This window comes from Pseudomonas sp. CC6-YY-74 (assembly GCF_002025205.1).
Classification (GTDB): Bacteria; Pseudomonadota; Gammaproteobacteria; order Pseudomonadales; family Pseudomonadaceae; genus Aquipseudomonas; species Aquipseudomonas paeninsulae.
This window is the reverse complement of the sequence record NZ_CP019947.1, coordinates 1,996,342-2,012,006: the sequence shown is the minus strand read 5'-3', so window position 1 is coordinate 2,012,006 and position 15,665 is coordinate 1,996,342. Positions and strand designations below refer to the sequence as shown.

14 protein-coding genes and 1 pseudogene are annotated in these 15,665 nt (G+C 63.3%); 14 read left to right on the top strand and 1 reads right to left on the bottom strand.

Features of this window, described 5'->3' with window-relative positions:
* Positions 1-16: 16 nt before the first annotated feature.
* Positions 17-2,050, bottom strand: a complete 2,034-nt coding sequence (locus tag B2D37_RS09210) for a TonB-dependent siderophore receptor (RefSeq protein ID WP_256573197.1) — start codon at positions 2,048-2,050, stop codon at positions 17-19.
* A gap of 272 nt (positions 2,051-2,322) precedes the next feature.
* On the opposite strand from B2D37_RS09210, the gene B2D37_RS09205 reads away from it, so the two are divergent.
* The 14 genes and pseudogenes from B2D37_RS09205 (at position 2,323) to B2D37_RS09140 (ending at position 15,653) form a co-directional block, all read left to right on the top strand.
* Positions 2,323-3,345 carry an NAD(P)H-dependent glycerol-3-phosphate dehydrogenase gene (locus B2D37_RS09205; protein WP_079202403.1) on the top strand — a complete coding sequence of 341 codons (1,023 nt, stop codon included), beginning with the start codon at positions 2,323-2,325 and terminating at the stop codon, positions 3,343-3,345.
* 24 nt (positions 3,346-3,369) lie between these two features.
* Entirely contained in the window at positions 3,370-3,717 is a 348-nt protein-coding gene (locus B2D37_RS09200; protein WP_079202402.1) for a DUF4389 domain-containing protein, read from the top strand.
* 10 nt (positions 3,718-3,727) lie between these two features.
* Positions 3,728-4,192 (top strand): phosphohistidine phosphatase SixA, encoded by a 465-nt coding sequence (sixA, locus tag B2D37_RS09195; protein ID WP_079202401.1) that lies wholly within the window; start codon positions 3,728-3,730, stop codon positions 4,190-4,192.
* Positions 4,193-4,307: 115 nt separating this feature from the next.
* The gene (locus B2D37_RS09190; protein WP_079202400.1) at positions 4,308-5,975 is read left to right on the top strand and encodes an AMP-binding protein; all 1,668 of its coding nucleotides are present in this window, start codon (positions 4,308-4,310) and stop codon (positions 5,973-5,975) included.
* A 112-nt stretch (positions 5,976-6,087) separates the two neighbouring features.
* The gene (locus B2D37_RS09185) at positions 6,088-6,534 is read left to right on the top strand and encodes a hotdog fold thioesterase (RefSeq protein WP_079202399.1); all 447 of its coding nucleotides are present in this window, start codon (positions 6,088-6,090) and stop codon (positions 6,532-6,534) included.
* Between the two features lie 147 nt (positions 6,535-6,681).
* The gene (locus B2D37_RS09180) at positions 6,682-7,491 is read left to right on the top strand and encodes an alpha/beta fold hydrolase (protein ID WP_079204946.1); all 810 of its coding nucleotides are present in this window, start codon (positions 6,682-6,684) and stop codon (positions 7,489-7,491) included.
* Positions 7,488-8,351 (top strand): alpha/beta fold hydrolase, encoded by an 864-nt coding sequence (locus B2D37_RS09175; RefSeq protein ID WP_079202398.1) that lies wholly within the window; start codon positions 7,488-7,490, stop codon positions 8,349-8,351. Before B2D37_RS09180 ends, B2D37_RS09175 begins: the two co-directional genes overlap by 4 nt.
* Before the next feature lie 50 nt (positions 8,352-8,401).
* Positions 8,402-9,063: pseudogene (locus tag B2D37_RS09170) on the top strand (glutathione S-transferase family protein).
* An 8-nt stretch (positions 9,064-9,071) separates the two neighbouring features.
* Positions 9,072-9,887 (top strand): DUF4892 domain-containing protein, encoded by an 816-nt coding sequence (locus tag B2D37_RS09165; RefSeq protein ID WP_079202397.1) that lies wholly within the window; start codon positions 9,072-9,074, stop codon positions 9,885-9,887.
* Between the two features lie 305 nt (positions 9,888-10,192).
* Complete coding sequence (locus tag B2D37_RS09160) at positions 10,193-11,275, top strand: AI-2E family transporter (RefSeq protein ID WP_079202396.1); 1,083 nt, start codon at positions 10,193-10,195, stop codon at positions 11,273-11,275.
* A 136-nt stretch (positions 11,276-11,411) separates the two neighbouring features.
* Entirely contained in the window at positions 11,412-12,563 is a 1,152-nt protein-coding gene (locus B2D37_RS09155) for an efflux RND transporter periplasmic adaptor subunit (RefSeq protein ID WP_079202395.1), read from the top strand.
* Entirely contained in the window at positions 12,560-13,243 is a 684-nt protein-coding gene (locus B2D37_RS09150) for an ABC transporter ATP-binding protein (RefSeq protein ID WP_079202394.1), read from the top strand. Before B2D37_RS09155 ends, B2D37_RS09150 begins: the two co-directional genes overlap by 4 nt.
* Complete coding sequence (locus tag B2D37_RS09145; protein ID WP_079202393.1) at positions 13,243-14,457, top strand: ABC transporter permease; 1,215 nt, start codon at positions 13,243-13,245, stop codon at positions 14,455-14,457. Before B2D37_RS09150 ends, B2D37_RS09145 begins: the two co-directional genes overlap by 1 nt.
* Positions 14,457-15,653 carry an ABC transporter permease gene (locus B2D37_RS09140; protein ID WP_079202392.1) on the top strand — a complete coding sequence of 399 codons (1,197 nt, stop codon included), beginning with the start codon at positions 14,457-14,459 and terminating at the stop codon, positions 15,651-15,653. The genes B2D37_RS09145 and B2D37_RS09140 overlap by 1 nt, the downstream gene beginning before the upstream one ends.
* Positions 15,654-15,665 lie beyond the last annotated feature (12 nt).

Here is a 15,665-nt window from a genome sequence, read left to right as displayed (position 1 = left end):
GGGGGGGTAATCCATCCTAGAAGTCTAGCTCCGCGCTGAAATACAGCAGGTGTCGTTGGTCGTGGTTATTTTCTTGCCAGGTCAGCGGCTCATCGTCGAGGCGCTGCTGCAAGACCCCGGCCAGTTCCAGGGCGGCGCCGCCAATGGCGATACGTTTGGCAATGCGCAGGTCCACTCGTTCGAAGCGGTATTGATTGAGTTGGTCGGCGCCGTAATAGAACAGGGCGCTCGACCAGCCCTGGCCCCAGTCGCGCAGCCAGCCAGCGGAGCCGCTGTTGCGCGCGGTGAGACGCCGATCGAGGCGACTGCTGGCGCTGAAGTCGACGTAGGCGTAGCTCAGGCGCAGGCGGTCGGCATGGCTGAGTTGCCAGTCGATCTGGGTCTCGGTACCGCTGAAACGCATGCGGTTGTCGTTGCTCGGGAAGAACCGGTCGTTGCGCAGTGGCTCGCTGATCATGCCGTGGATTTCGTCGTAGAACAGCTTGATATCCAGGGTGATGCCAGCATCGGCGAACGAGCCGTTGTAGCCCAGTTCACGCGAACGCATGATTTCCTGGTCGAGGTCGCCGGGGCCGCGGGAGCGAGCGAAGTAGGTCGCGCTGCTCTGGCCGAAGGCCTGCGGCTGCAGGTTGCGCACGCGGTAGCGCCAGTCGACGTTGTTCTCGTACATGTCCGGCGAGCGCACGGCTTCGGAGTACACCGCGCGCAGGCCGTGGCGCGGAGTGATCAGGTAGTTGACGGCGATGCGTGGGGTCAGCGAGCTGCCGGAAAGCTGGTCGTCTTCCAGCATGGCGCCGCCCTGCACCAGCCAGTGGGCGCCGAGCTGCCACTCCAGGTGGCCGAACAGGCGCCAGATGTGGTTGCTCAATGCGCCATTGAAATAGGTCTCGGAGTCGGCATGATCGTAGCGATAGCCCAGGCCGCTGAGCAGGCGCAGGTTGTCGGACAGGCTCAGGGTGTCCTGCAATTCGAAATCGTAGCGGGTCTCGCGCATGCTCTGGTTGACGTCGCCGCAAACGGGCCCCGCGGCACCGTCGAGCAGTTGCGCACGCACGGTATTGGCCAGCGCCTGTTCCTGGGCTGTACCGGGCGGTACCGCGCCGAGCGGGTTTTCGCCGAACTTGACCACATAGAAGGGGTTGAGATCCCACAACTGGCCCAGCTCAGGACTGAACGCGACTTCCGCCTCGCAGGCGCGCCACACCTGTTTGCGTTGCCAGTGTTGCGCCGAGCCTTGTAGATGGAGGCTATGCTCGGGGCTTAAATCGAGGGTCCAGCGCAGCGAGCCGGCGTAGTCGCGGGCGTTGACGTCCGAGCCCTTGTCGCCAGGCGCGATGTCGCCGAACACCGGGGTGTAGCCATAGGGGCGCTGGTTGCTGCCTTCCTTGGCCGCCAGTTGCCAGTCGAGGCTGTGGCGGCTGTCGAGTTGCTGGCTGGCGGACAGGTTGAAACGATTGAGCCGACGGCTGTCGCGGTAATCGCGGCCGAACTGATCGTGATCGAAGCCGTCATCTTGCAGGCCGGACAGTGACAGGCGCAGTGCGCCGTCCTGCCAGGCACTGCCGTGGCTGGCGTACCAGTCATGGATGCCGCGCTGGCCCTGGCTGGTTTTCAGGCGCGTGCCGCGGCTGTCGAGGGGGTGGCGGGTGAGGATATTGATCACCCCCATCAGGGCATTGGCGCCATAACTGACGGTGTTCGGTCCGCGAAACACTTCGATCCGTTCGATGTCTTCGATGGCCACGGGAATATCCGTCCAGTCGACGCTGGCCAGACCGGGGCGATAGACCGAGCGACCATCGATAAGCACCTGTAGGCGGCGTGCCTCGGTGACGTTGCTGCCGTGGTAGTTGGCGGTGGCCTGGTTGCCGTTGCGGTAGCCGACCATCATGCCTGGTACCAGGCGCAGCAATTCCGGAATGTCGCGGGCGCCGCTGGCTTTGATCAAGGCGCTGTCGAGTACCGTGACGCTGCCAGGTACAGCCGCCGGTGCTTGCTTGAGGCGCGTGGCAGTCAGCACCTCGGGCATGGCCTGGTCGCCACCGAACATGTCGTTGCCGAGGGTTTCGCCAGTGACCAACAGTGCCAGCAAAGGCAGGAGGTGAAGTACACGGGTGTTGATTGCCACGCAACTGCCTTGTTCGCGTTGAAAGTGCGGCATGTTAACCGAGGCGTGCGGCTTTTTCAGTCGAGTGCGCACACTTGCGTGTATTTCGGTCAATCCGCGCAAGGCTTAGGCTCCAGCTAAAAGCTGGCCGCAGCTCCCTTGGGCCGTATAATGCTAGGAGTTTGCCATCGTGCATGGCCCAAAACGGATACCTTATGACAGATCAGCAACCCATAGCCGTACTTGGCGGCGGCAGCTTCGGCACTGCCATTGCGAACCTGTTGGCAGAGAATGGTCAGCAGGTGTTGCATTGGATGCGCGACCCGGATCAGGTCGAGGCCATCCTCGCTACGCGCGAAAATCCGCGTTATCTCAAAGGGATAAAAATTCACTCAGGTGTGGTCCCGCTCTCTGACCTTCCCACGACCCTGAGTGCTTGCCAGCTGGTGTTTGTCGCCTTGCCCTCCAGCGCCCTGCGTCAGGCGCTGCAGCCAGTAGCCGAGCAGCTCAGTGGCAAACTGCTGGTCAGTACCACCAAGGGCATCGAAGCACAGAGTTTCAAGCTGATGAGTCAGATCCTCGAAGAGATCGCCCCGCAGGCGCGTATCGGGGTGATGTCCGGGCCGAACCTGGCCAGGGAGGTCGCCGAGCACGCACTGACAGCCACGGTGATCGCCAGTGAGGATGAAGAGCTGTGCCTGCGGGTTCAGGAGGCTCTGCATGGCCGTACCTTCCGCGTCTATGCCAGTGGCGATCGCTTTGGCGTGGAACTGGGCGGTGCACTGAAGAATGTCTACGCAATCATCGCCGGCATGGCCTCGGCCATGGGCATGGGCGAGAATACCCGGAGCATGCTGATCACGCGTGCATTGGCGGAGATGACCCGCTTTGCCGTGCAATTGGGTGCCAACCCGATGACCTTCCTCGGTCTGGCTGGGGTCGGCGATTTGATCGTCACCTGTTCGTCGAAGAAAAGCCGTAACTATCAGGTCGGCTTCGCCTTGGGCGAGGGCCTGAGCCTCGAGGACGCGGTGGACCGATTGGGCGAGGTGGCAGAAGGGGTCAACACCATCAAGGTGCTCAAGGACAAGGCCGAGGAATTGCAGATATACATGCCACTGGTCGCAGGTTTGCATGCCATTGTGTTTGAGGGCCGCACGCTGAAGCAGGTGATCGAAGAGTTGATGCTTGCCGAGCCCAAGACCGATGTCGATTTTATTCCCACCACGGGTTTCTGACCCGCACTGCACAAGGAGATGTTCATGAGCGAAGCGCCTGAAGAGCTGGAGCGCGAGTCAATTCTGTTGCGGATTCTGTGGATGGTGCTGTTCGTCATCGTCTGGCAGCTGGCCGAGCTGGTACTCGGTGCCGTGGTCTTGCTGCAGTTGGGGTACCGGCTGTTTTATGCCGCGCCAAGTGCCAGCCTGCTCGGGTTTGGTGACAGCCTGAGCCAATACCTGGCGCAGATCGGCCGCTTCGGCACCTTCAATAGTGAAGAAAAGCCCTGGCCCTTCGCCGATTGGCCGACCCCGCAAGCCCCACAAGGTCAGGCGCCGCATAGCGTGCCGCCGGCCGCGCACCCGGTGCGTGACGAAGAACCGAAGTTGTGAGGGTTGGCCAATGAGGCTGTGGTTGCTGCGCCATGGCGAGGCCGAGGCGCAGGCACGCAGCGATCCCGAGCGCGCCTTGACGACTCGCGGTCGTCTGGAGGTTCGCCAGGCGGCGGTACAGCTGGAAGGGCGTGCGCTCGGCGCGATCCTGGTCAGCCCCTATGTGCGTGCACAACAAACCGCCGCACTGGTCCGCGAAGCCCTGGGTTTCACCGGCGGCATGCATACCGTGCCCTGGTTGACGCCGGATAACGACCCGCGCGAAGTCCTCAGGCAGCTCGATCGCTACGCCGATGGCGAGGTGCTGCTGGTGAGCCACCAACCGCTGGTTGGGGCTCTGGCCGGCTTGTTGATCCATGGGCATCGTCAGCAGCCGTTGCCCATGTACACCGCCAGCCTGGCCGAGCTGGAAGGCGAAGTGCTGGCTGCCGGCTTGATGGATTTGCTCGCGTTGGTGCACCCACAACACGCCTGAAGTTGGACTACACAGCGAAACATTTCTTCACTTGCGGCTCGCCTTTGTGCGTGGATATAGTCCAACCAAGCAATTGCTTGGTTGGCTCCACAAAAACAACAAAGGAGAAAGGCCTGTGGTCGATGCAATCCGTTTGCCGCTGGAGGTGTTTTACCAGCGTGAAGCTCGACACCCGAATAAACGCTATATGGTTCAGCCGTTGCCGGGCGCTCAGCTGCAGGAGTTGAGCTGGGCGGAGGTCGGCGAGCAGGCACGGCGTAGCGCTAACTGGCTGCGCAGCCGGGAACTGCCGCAAGGCAGCCGTATCGCGATCATTTCCAAGAACTGTGCGCACTGGATCATCGCCGACCTGGCGATCTGGATGGCTGGCCACGTCTCGGTGCCGCTGTACCCCAACCTGACCGCCGAATCGGTGCGTCAGGTGCTCATCCATTCCGAGGCGGTGCTGGTGTTCGTCGGCAAACTGGACGACTGGCCGGGCATGGCCCCAGGGGTGCCAGAGGACCTGCCGAGCATCGGCTTGCCGCTGCGCCCCACGGGGCAGTTCAGTTACCTTTGGGATGACCTGCAAGCCTGTACGCCGATTCAGGACAATCCCACGCCGGCGGCCAATCAGCTGGCTACCCTCATTTATACCTCTGGCACCACCGGCACGCCAAAAGGGGTGATGCACAATTTCAGCAACCTGGGGTTTGCCGCCAGCCATGCCACCGAGTTGTTCGGGGTCGGTGAAGATGATCGAGTGCTCTCCTACCTGCCGCTGTGCCATGTGGCTGAGCGCATGTTCGTCGAGTTGGCGTCAATCTACTCTGGGCAGACGGTATTCTTCGCCGAGAGCCTGGAGACCTTCCTCGAAGACCTCAAGCGTGCCCGGCCGACGGTGATCTTCGGCGTGCCGCGGATCTGGACCAAGTTCCAGATGGGGGTGTACAGCAAGATGCCGGCGGCCAGACTCGACTTCCTGCTCAGGCTGCCGCTGATCGGGCGCTTGGTCGGCAACAAGGTTCTCGCCGGTCTTGGCCTGGACGCGGTGCGTTATGCCCTGTCTGGCGCCGCGCCTGTGCCTGAGACCTTGCTCAACTGGTACAAACGCCTGGGCCTGGATGTGCTCGAGGTCTATGGCATGACCGAGAACTGTGGTTACTCGCATGTCTGCCGGCCGGGCAAATTCAAGTCCGGTTGGATCGGTCAGAACAGCCCCGGCGTCGAGGTGCGCATCGCCGAGGATGGCGAGGTGCAGGTGCGCAGTGGTGCGACCATGCAGGGTTATTACAAGGATCCGCAGAAAACCGCGGAAACCATCACCGATGATGGCTTTCTACGCACCGGTGACAAGGGCGAACAGGATAGCGAGGGCAGCCTGCGCCTGACCGGGCGGATCAAGGAAATCTTCAAGACCAGCAAGGGTAAGTATGTCGCCCCGGCGCCGATCGAGAATCGCCTGGCCGTGCATTCGCGTATCGAGCAGGTGTGTGTGATTGGGGATGGCATGGCCCAGCCGATGGCGTTGTGCGTGCTCTCCGACGTTGGTCGCCAGGAAGCCGCCAATGGTACCCGTAGCGATTTGGAGCGCAGCCTCATGGCCCTGCTCGAACAGGTCAATCTGGGTCTAGACAAGCACGAGCGCTTGCAGCGCCTGATATTGGTCAAGGAGGTCTGGGCGGTGGAAAACGGCTTTCTCACGCCGACCCTGAAGATCAAGCGCACGGTGGTCGAAGGCACTTACGGGCCGCACTTCACCGACTGGGTCGAGCGCCGCGAAACCGTGCTGTGGCACGAGTGACGGGTTCGGGCCGGGTGTCCTCGGCCCCTGGGACTTTGGCTTGTCCTACTGCGGACGCCAAAGTCCGACAGGCTCCTAATCGCTTTCCTTAAACTGCAAAAAAGGATTTCCCATGAGCCTGTGGCGGCAAACTCCGGATATCGAACAGCTCAATGTGAGCTTGAACAACACCATCGGCGAGCAGTTGGACATTCGCTTCGAGTCTTTCGATGAGGATTCCATCAGCGCCAGCATGGTGGTCGACTCGCGCACCCATCAGCCCTACGGCCTGCTGCACGGCGGCGCCTCGGTGGTGCTGGCGGAAACGCTCGGTTCCATGGCGAGCTACCTGTGCATCGACAGCAGTCAGTTCTACTGTGTCGGCCTGGAGGTAAACGCCAACCATCTGCGCGGCCTGCGCAACGGGCGGGTCACGGCGGTGGCGCGCGCCCTGCACCTGGGGCGCACCACTCATGTCTGGGACATTCGCCTGAGCGGCGAGGATGGCAAAATCAGCTGCATCTCACGGCTGACCATGGCCATCGTGCCGTTGGGCGAGAACGGCCCGGCGCTACCTTGAATCAGGCAACCGCTGGCCCGCGTGGACGTGCTGGCGGGCCTCCCCTTGCGTTTGGCCATAGTGCCGTCATTCACTGGCCGTTTCGTCATTGCTGTGTCGGCGCGGCTGCCGGACAATCCCCGGATCATTTCGCCTAAGCCTGCCACCATGACTCAACCCGTGTTCTTCGCCCATGCCAATGGTTTCCCCTCGGCCACCTACGGCAAGCTGTTCGCCGCCCTGGCCCCGGATTACCAAGTACTGCATCTGCCGCAACATGGTCACGACCCGCGCTTTCCGGTGAATGACAACTGGAGCAACCTGGTCGACGAGCTGCTGCATCACCTCGAGCAGCGTGGCGAGCCGGTGTGGGGCGTCGGTCATTCGCTTGGCGGTGTACTGCATTACCACGCGGCCTTGCTCAGGCCTGAGCTGTACCTCGGGGTGGTGATGCTCGATTCGCCGGTGCTGACCCTGGCCGACCGCATCGTCATCCGCGCGGCCAAGCGCTTCGGTTTTATCGACCGCATCACTCCGGCTGGACGCACCCTGGGCCGGCGCGAAGAGTTCGCCGATCTGGTCGAGGCGCGCAGCTACTTTGCCGCCAAGAACCTGTTTCGTCGTTTCGATCCGGAATGCCTGGATGCCTATCTGCAGCATGGTCTGCACGGCAATGGACAGGGCCTGCGCCTGCGTTTCGACCCGGCCACGGAAATCAGTATCTATCGCAGCGTGCCGCACACCAATCCGGGGCGTCCGCAGCAGCTACAAGTGCCGCTGGCCATGATCCGTGGGCGTCACAGTCGCGTGGTGCTGCCGCATCACGCACGCTTGATTCGGCGGATGGCCAAGGGTGAATACCTGACCCTGCCGGGCGGTCACATGTTCCCCCTGGAGCGGCCGCAGGACACTGCCGAGCTATTGCGATCGCTGTTCCAGCGCTGGTCCGGTCAACCCCCTGTCGAGGTGTCCGCATGAAGCTGCCGTTCGAGGAAGTACGCCTGAGCCTGCCGCATATCGAGCTGGCGGCCCATCTGTATGGCCCGGCGGATGGCCAGCCGGTGATCGCCTTGCACGGTTGGCTGGACAATGCCGCGAGTTTCGCCCGGCTGGCGCCCAAGTTGCAGGGGCTGCGCATCGTCGCCCTGGATTTCGCCGGTCATGGCCATTCCGATCACCGTCCGCTGGGCGCCAGCTACAGTATCTGGGACAACGTGCACGATGTCTTGCAGGTGGCCGAGCAGTTCGGCTGGCAGCGGTTTTCCCTGCTCGGTCATTCGATGGGCGCCATCGTCGCGGTTCTGCTGGCCGGTGCGCTGCCCGAGCGAGTCGAACGCCTGGCGCTGATCGATGGCTTGATTCCCTACACCGGCGAGGCCGACACCGCGCCGCAGAAACTGGCCGAGGCGCTCAAGGCGCAGATGGCCCTGGCCGGCAAGCGCAAGCCGGTCTACGCCGAGTTCGAGCGTGCGGTCCAGGCGCGCATGCGCGGAACCGCTGCGGTCAGCCGCGAAGCCGCCGAGTTGCTGGCCCAGCGCGGACTGATGCCAGTACCGGGTGGTTACACCTGGCGCACCGACAGCCGCCTGACCCTGCCATCGCCGCTGCGCCTGACCCATGCCCATGCCATGGCTTTTGTTCGGTCCCTGCAATGCCCGGTGAGCCTGCTGTTGGCCGAGCAGGGCATGTTCGTGGCGCAGCCGAACTTCGCCGAGCTGTTGAGCGGTTTGCCGATCGACCTGACCCATCTGCCCGGCGGGCATCATCTGCACCTGGATGACGAAGCTGGCGCGCAACTGGTAGCAGACTGTTTCAATCCTTTCTTACGCTCGTCTTGACTTGCCAAAGGCAACTGAGGAAGGTGTGGCCGATTGCAATGGAGAATCGCATGATCGACCTTTATACCGCCGCGACCCCAATGGCCACAAGGTGTCCATTGCGCTCGAGGAGTTGCAGCTGCCCTACAGCCTGCATGAGCTGAGTTTCGAGGGCAAAGAGCAGAAGACCCCGGAGTTTCTCAAGATCAATCCCAATGGGCGGATTCCGGCCATCGTCGACCGCGATAACGGCGACTTCGCCGTATTCGAATCCGGCGCCATTCTGATCTACCTCGCCGAGCTGACCGGCCAACTGCTGCCGCAGGACCTCAAGGGCCGCTCGCTGGTGCTGCAGTGGCTGATGTTCCAGATGGGTGGCGTCGGCCCGATGCAGGGGCAGGCCAATGTGTTCTTCCGTTATTTTCCGGAGAAGCTGCAAGGCCCGATCGACCGTTACCAGCACGAAACCCGGCGCCTCTACGAGGTCCTGGACAGACGCCTGGGTGAGGCCGAATACCTGGCCGGCGACTACAGCATCGCCGATATTGCCACCTACCCCTGGGTGAGCATCCATGACTGGTCGGGGGTCTCGATCGAGGGGCTGGAGCACGTGCAGCGCTGGATCGATACACTCGAGAGCCGCCCGGCGGTGCAGCGCGGTATCTTGTTGCCGCGCCGCGAAGTGCTTGACGACACCGCGCTAAAAGCCGCCCAGTCGATGCTGATCCAATGAGGGCTCGTATGCGTTGCTTCAGTCTGTTGGGTGGGGTATTGGCAAGCGCAGCCATGGCGGCGGCTGTATCTGCCGCGGATGTTGCCGGTAGCCGCGATCTCGAGGTGTTGCCGCGTTTTCCTGGTAGCCAGATTGTCAGTTTTAGCGAAGTCGCCGAGCAGGAGCGGATCTACCCGCAAGGTTCGATTCGGCGTATCAGTGGTCGTCTGCGCTACGAGCGCGAAGTGGCAACGCAAGGGCAGCTCACTTCGCTGACTTACGAGTTACCGTCTACCCATACGGCCGATGACGTGTTCACCGCTGCCCGCGAAGCGTTGCAGGCGCAGGATGCCGAGCTGCTCTACTGGTGTCAGGAGCGTGAGTGTGGATCGAGCAGCCTGTGGGCCAATGCGGTATTCGGCAATCGCATCCTGTATGGCTCCGATGACGGGCAGGCCTACGTGCTGATGCGCTTGGCCGAGCCGCGACAGGATAGCTTGCTGGCGCTCTACAGCATCACGCGGGGCAATAAGCGCGCCTATTTGCATGTCGAGCTGCTGGAGGCCAATACACCGCTGGCTGACGTGTTACCAACGCCTGCGACCTTGTTCCGCCAGTTGAAGGACGGTGGTGAGTTGCGCCTGCCGAAGCAGGCCGAGCCCAGCGAAGCCTGGGTGGCATTGCTGGCACGCAGCCTCAACCTCGACAGCACCTTGCGCGTTAGCCTGTCTGGCGCCGAGGCCGAAGCCTGGCGCCAGGCGCTGGTCGAACAGCGGGTCAGGGCCGAGCGACTGGAGTTGGGCGATGCCGCCGTTGCAGGTCTGCGCATCAACGTGCTGCGCTGAGCGCCCGCCAAGCCCGCCGCGCAGGCACGCGTTGGCACCCCCGCCATCCTGTAATGGCCTGCTGACTAGACCCTGCACCTGAGGTGCAGGGTCTAGGAGCCTGTCAGACTTAACGCTGGCCTACTGCGGGAAAGCCGAAGTTGTCCATTTTTTCCGCTCTTTCTCGTTAAATAGCGCGCTATTGGCCTGGAAAGATCAGCAAAACTGACTCAAACCGAATTGTCGGACCACGAACTTCCCTCGCTACGGACGGTCAAGTCCGACAGGCTCCTGGCGTCGTTTCTCACTGTTGCGGAGTTGCAAGAATGCTTAATAACGACCGCTTGCTGGTGCAGATTTTGCTCCTCGGGCTACTCGGCGCGAGCCTGTGGGTGCTTGCGCCGTTCGGCTCGGCGCTGTTCTGGGCGGCAGTGCTGTCCTTCGCCAGCTGGCCGCTGATGCGCGGGCTGACCCGTTTGCTCAATGGCCGGCAAACTGCTGCGGCCGGACTGTTGACCCTGGGCTGGATTGGCCTGGTGGCGGTGCCCCTGGTGATGTTGGGATTCAACCTGGCCGAGCATGTCGGCGATGCTACGGCGCTATTCAAGGGTTACCAGGTCACCGGCCTGCCGCCAGCGCCGGACTGGTTGGTGCAGATCCCGCTGGTGGGCGAGAGCCTGCTGGGGTTCTGGCAGACCATTGACCAGCAGGGCGCGGCGTTTTTCGCCACCCTCAAGCCTTATCTCGGTCAGGTCGGCAATTGGTTATTGGCGCGTAGTGCGCAAATTGGCGGTGGCGTGCTGGAGTTGGCCCTGAGCCTGGTGCTGGTGTTCTTTTTCTACCGCGACGGGCCACGCCTGGCGGAGTTCGCCCGCAGCCTGCTCGAACGTCTGATCGGCGAGCGCGCCGAGCACTATCTGGAGCTGGTTGCCGGCACCGTGCAGCGGGTGGTCAACGGCGTCATTGGCACAGCAGCGGCGCAGGCGCTGTTGGCGCTGATCGGGTTCTATATTGCTGGCGTTCCAGGGGCGCTGATCCTCGGCATCCTCACCTTCGTGCTCAGCCTGATCCCCATGGGGCCGCCGCTGGTTTGGGTGCCGGCGGCTGCCTGGTTGTTCACTCAGGGTGAATATGGTTTTGCCATATTTCTCGGGATCTGGGGCGTGTTCGTGATCAGCGGCGTGGACAACATCCTCAAGCCGTACCTGATCAGCCGCGGCGGCAACCTGCCGCTAGTGGTGGTCTTGCTGGGGGTGTTCGGCGGCATTCTGGCTTTCGGTTTCATGGGCCTGTTCCTCGGCCCGACCTTGCTCGCGGTGGCCTACAGCCTGCTCGGCGACTGGGTAGCGGATAAAACGCCGGCCAAGCCGCCGAGCGATAACCTGCCGCCAGCGGAGCGACTGGGCTAGCAGCGCTGCTTCATCGCTGCGTATGCGCCCTTTGGGGTTAAGAATATTTATCAAGCGACCAATAGCATCCCCTTGCGTTGTTGAGTGCCTCTAGCTGACCTAGGCTCAAGCTGATGGTGTCAAAATAGAGGCACATATGCGCAGCCTATTGATCGTACTTGTAGTGTCAGCTGGTTTATTGACGTTTGTTTGGTGGTGGAACCAGCCCCAGCCGATGCCGGTTCAGCTCTATGCGGTCGAACGCGGACCCGTGGAAACGTTGGTGGCCAATACCCGTGCCGGTACGCTGAAGTCCTGCCGACGGTCGCGCCTGTCATTCAATACTGGCGGGCAGGTCAGTGAGTTGCTGGTCGAGGAAGGGCAGCAGGTGCAAGCTGGCGAGGTCTTGATGCGGCTGCGTCAGGATGACCTACTGGCGCGGGTGCAGGCAGCCGAAGCGCGCCTCGAGGACAAGCGCAATACCCGTGAGCAACGTTGCCGCAGTGCCAGCCTGGGTCAGCGCGATTATCAGCGCCTGCGCCATCTGGCGGAGCGCCAGTTGGCTTCCGCGGACCGCCTGGATCAGGCCGAAACCAAGGCGCATCTGGCGCAGCTGGTGTGCACCTCCAGCGCTACGCTGATCCGCGAGGCCGAAGCCAATCTGGCGTTGCAGCGTTCGCTACTCGATCAAGCCACCCTGCGCGCACCGTTCTCCGGCATAGTCGCGCAGATCAATGGCGAACTGGGCGAGTTCGTCACCCCGTCACCGCCGGGGATTCCCACGCCGCCGGCGGTGGATCTGATCGATGACAGTTGTCTGTATGTCGAGGCGCCGATCGACGAGGTAGATGCCGGTCGCGTGAGCATTGGCATGTCGGTACGCATCAGCCTGGACGCCTTCCGCGGGCGCCATTTCGCCGGTCAGGTGAGTCGCATCGCACCGTTCATAACCGAACTGGAGAAACAGGCGCGGACCGTCAATGTCGAGGTGCGCTTCGTCCAGTTACCGGTTGATGTGGCCTTGCTCACCGGTTACAGCGCCGATGTGGAAATTCTGTTGGAGCAGAGTGCCGGCAGCCTGCGCATCCCGACCGAAACCTTGCTGGAGGGGCGCCGGGTGTTGCGTTACGACTCTGGAACCGGATTGCTCAACGAAGTGGCGCTGAATACCGGCCTGGCCAACTGGCGCTGGACCGAGGTGCTGGGCGGCTTGGCGGAGGGTGAGCACATCCTCGCCAGCCTCAGCCAGGACGGACTCAAGGATGGGGTCGCGGTGATCTCGAGCAACACCGCGGAGCCGTTACGGTGATCCGCCTGCGCGGGTTGACGCGCTGCTTCCAGGCCGGCGGGCAGAAGGTCATGGGGCTGGACGCGCTGCAGCTGGACATTCATTCGGGCGACTACCTGGCCGTGATGGGGCCGTCCGGTTCGGGCAAGTCGACGCTGCTCAACATCCTTGGCCTGCTGGATGCGCCCGATGCCGGCGAGTATTGGCTCGACGGCGAGCCGACGGCGGCGCTCAGCGAGGCACGTCGTGCCGAATTGCGCAGCCGTATGATCGGTTTCGTGTTCCAGTCCTACCACCTGATCCCGCGGTTGACCGCGCAGGAGAATATCGAGTTGCCGATGCTGCTCGCTGGCATCCAGCCGAACCTGCGGCGTCAGCGCAGCGGCGAGCTGGTGGAGCGGCTGGGGCTCGGCAATCGCCTCAAGCATCGCCCGGGCGAGCTGTCGGGCGGGCAACGCCAGCGGGTCGCCATCGCCCGGGCGATGGTTATGCAGCCGGCACTTTTGTTAGCCGACGAACCCACCGGCAACCTCGACAGCCATGCCGGCGGCGAGGTGTTCACGTTGTTGGAGGAACTCAATGCCGAGGGCCTGACCCTGATCGTGGTGACCCACGATGCCCAGCATGCGGCGCGTGCCCATCGTCAGCTCAGACTGCGCGACGGCTGCATCGTCGACGAGGCAAAGCTGGAGCCGGCCTGATGCGCAGCCTAGATGCCCTGGGGCTCTGGCTCGGCGCACTGCGCGGGCACGGTTCGCGCAGTGCGATGCTGTTGCTGGCTATCGGCATTGGGGTACTGGCGGTGATTCTCCTCACCGGCCTCGGCGAGGGCGCGCGCAGCTACGTGCTCAGCGAGTTTGCCCTGCTCGGACGCAACACCCTGATCATCTTGCCCGGGCGCAACGAGACCAGTGGCGGCATGCCGCCAATCACCGGCATGGCTCCGCGCGACCTGACGGTGCAAGACGCCCAGGCCATTGGCCGTTTGCCCCATGTCTGGCGGGTCGCGCCGCTGCAGGTCGGACAGGCGCAGGTGAGCGTCGACAACCGTAGTCGCGAGGCGCTGATTGTCGGCAGCACCCGCGAGTTTTTCGCCATCCGCCAACTCGAGGTCGCCCATGGCCAACCGCTGCCGGCACTCGATCCGGGTCAGGCCGATGCGGTCTGCGTGATCGGGACCAGGTTGCGCCGAGAACTGTTCGGTGCCCGTCCGGCCCTCGGCGAATGGTTGCGCGCGGGCGACCGGCGCTTTCGCGTGATCGGCATACTGGCCGAGCGGGGCGAGTCCTTGGGCATGGACTTCGCCGAGCTGCTGATTATTCCGGTGGCCAGTGCCCAGGCGCTGTTCGATCGCGAAGGCTTGCTACGGGTGTTCGTCGAGGTGCGCGGCCCGGCGTTCCTGGCGATCAGCAGGCAGCAGATTCTCGCTACCCTCAAGGCGCGCCACGAGGGTAAGGAGGACGTGACCCTGATCAGTCAGGACAGCATGCTGGTAGCCTTCAATGACATCCTCGCGACGCTCACGCTGGCCGTGAGCGGGATCGCCGCCATTAGCCTGCTGGTGGCGGGCATTCTGATCATGAACGTCACCTGGATTTCGGTCAGCCAGCGGACCGCAGAAATCGGTCTGCTCAAGGCCATCGGTGCCACGGCCGGCCAGGTGCGTCTGTTGTTTCTCGGCGAGGCACTGCTGCTCGCTCTGGTCGGCGCCCTGGGCGGCTTGTTGCTCGGTGAGGGGGCTCTCTGGCTCGGCCGCGAAGCGCTGCATGTCGGTTTTTATGCACCCTGGTGGGCCAGGCTTAGCGGGCTGGCGTTGGCGCTGTTCTGCGCGCTGCTGTTCGCCTGGCTGCCGGCCAGTCGGGCTGCCGCGATGGCCCCGGTAGTGGCACTACGGCCAGCCGGAGGAGCGCGCTGATGCAACTGCGCGATGGCCTGCGGCTGATCTGCTCGGCGTTGATCAGCCGGCCACTGCGCAGCCTGCTGACGCTACTTGGCGTAGCCATTGGTATCGCCGCAGTGACGCTGCTCACCTCCATCGGCGAAGGCTTGCGCGGCTATGTGCTGGACAACTTCGCCCAGTTCGGCTCGCGTAACATTTCGATCCGCCCGGGCATGATCCGCACCAGCGGGCTCGGTGGTCTGCTCAGCAGCGTGCGGCCGCTGAGCATCGCCGATGCCGACGCCCTGCGCGGATTGCCCCATGTCGAGGCGGTGGTGCCGATTATTCAGGGTAACGGCGATATCCAGTTCGGCGCCCGCAGCCGCCATACCGGGGTGCTCGGTTGCGGTTATCAGATGGCCCAGGCCTGGCGCTTCAAGCTGGCGCTCGGGCAGTTCCTGCCAGAAGCGCGTGGCGGCCGCTCGCCGCCCTATGTGGTGCTCGGTCACAGGTTGCGTCTGGAACTATTTGGCGCAGCCAACCCGCTGGGTGAGCTGGTCCGCGTTGGCGGTACGCGTTTCCGCGTGATTGGAGTGATGGAAAAGAAGGGCCAGTTGCTCGGCTTTGACGTCGACGACATTGCCTATATCCCGGCCGACTGGGCGCAAAGCCTGTTCAATCGCAGCGGGCTGGCGAAGATCAACGTGGTGTTCAGCGCCGCCACCCACTCCCTGGCGCTCAGCGAAAAAATTCGCCAACTGCTGATCGAGCGTCACGGCAGCGAGGACTTCAGCCTCACCACCCAGGACGACATGCTGCGCAGTCTCGATCGGATCCTCGCGAGCCTGACGGTCGCCGTCGGCGCCCTCGGCGGTATCTCCCTGTTGGTTGGGGCGGTGGGTATCCTTACCATCATGACCACAACCGTGGCCGAGCGCGCCGCGGAGATCGGCCTGCTGCGCGCCATTGGCGCCTCGCCACGCCAAGTGCTTGGCTTGTTTCTCGGCGAGGCGCTGCTGCTGTCCTTGCTGGGCGGCGTACTCGGCCTGCTGATGGTCGGACTATTGCTCGCCGGCTTGCACCTGGGAGTGCCCGGTTTGCCGCTCAGCCTGCAGCCGCTGTTTCTGCTTCTGGCACTGCTGCTGGCTGGGGTGGTCGGGGTTCTCGCGGGTATCGCTCCGGCACGCCGGGCCGCGCGCATGCATCCGGTCGAGGCGCTGCGCAGCGAATAGCCTGGGGCAGTT

Excerpts from the sequence above, each read along its gene's own strand:
- B2D37_RS09210 (WP_256573197.1), bottom strand. The coding sequence starts at position 2,050 with ATGTTCGGTGGCGACCAGGCCATGCCCGAGGTGCTGACTGCCACGCGC.
- B2D37_RS09205 (WP_079202403.1), top strand. The coding sequence starts at position 2,323 with ATGACAGATCAGCAACCCATAGCCGTACTTGGCGGCGGCAGCTTCGGC.
- B2D37_RS09200 (WP_079202402.1), top strand. The coding sequence starts at position 3,370 with ATGAGCGAAGCGCCTGAAGAGCTGGAGCGCGAGTCAATTCTGTTGCGG.
- sixA (WP_079202401.1), top strand. The coding sequence starts at position 3,728 with ATGAGGCTGTGGTTGCTGCGCCATGGCGAGGCCGAGGCGCAGGCACGC.
- B2D37_RS09185 (WP_079202399.1), top strand. The coding sequence starts at position 6,088 with ATGAGCCTGTGGCGGCAAACTCCGGATATCGAACAGCTCAATGTGAGC.
- B2D37_RS09180 (WP_079204946.1), top strand. The coding sequence starts at position 6,682 with ATGACTCAACCCGTGTTCTTCGCCCATGCCAATGGTTTCCCCTCGGCC.
- B2D37_RS09175 (WP_079202398.1), top strand. The coding sequence starts at position 7,488 with ATGAAGCTGCCGTTCGAGGAAGTACGCCTGAGCCTGCCGCATATCGAG.
- B2D37_RS09165 (WP_079202397.1), top strand. The coding sequence starts at position 9,072 with ATGCGTTGCTTCAGTCTGTTGGGTGGGGTATTGGCAAGCGCAGCCATG.
- B2D37_RS09160 (WP_079202396.1), top strand. The coding sequence starts at position 10,193 with ATGCTTAATAACGACCGCTTGCTGGTGCAGATTTTGCTCCTCGGGCTA.
- B2D37_RS09155 (WP_079202395.1), top strand. The coding sequence starts at position 11,412 with ATGCGCAGCCTATTGATCGTACTTGTAGTGTCAGCTGGTTTATTGACG.
- B2D37_RS09145 (WP_079202393.1), top strand. The coding sequence starts at position 13,243 with ATGCGCAGCCTAGATGCCCTGGGGCTCTGGCTCGGCGCACTGCGCGGG.
- B2D37_RS09140 (WP_079202392.1), top strand. The coding sequence starts at position 14,457 with ATGCAACTGCGCGATGGCCTGCGGCTGATCTGCTCGGCGTTGATCAGC.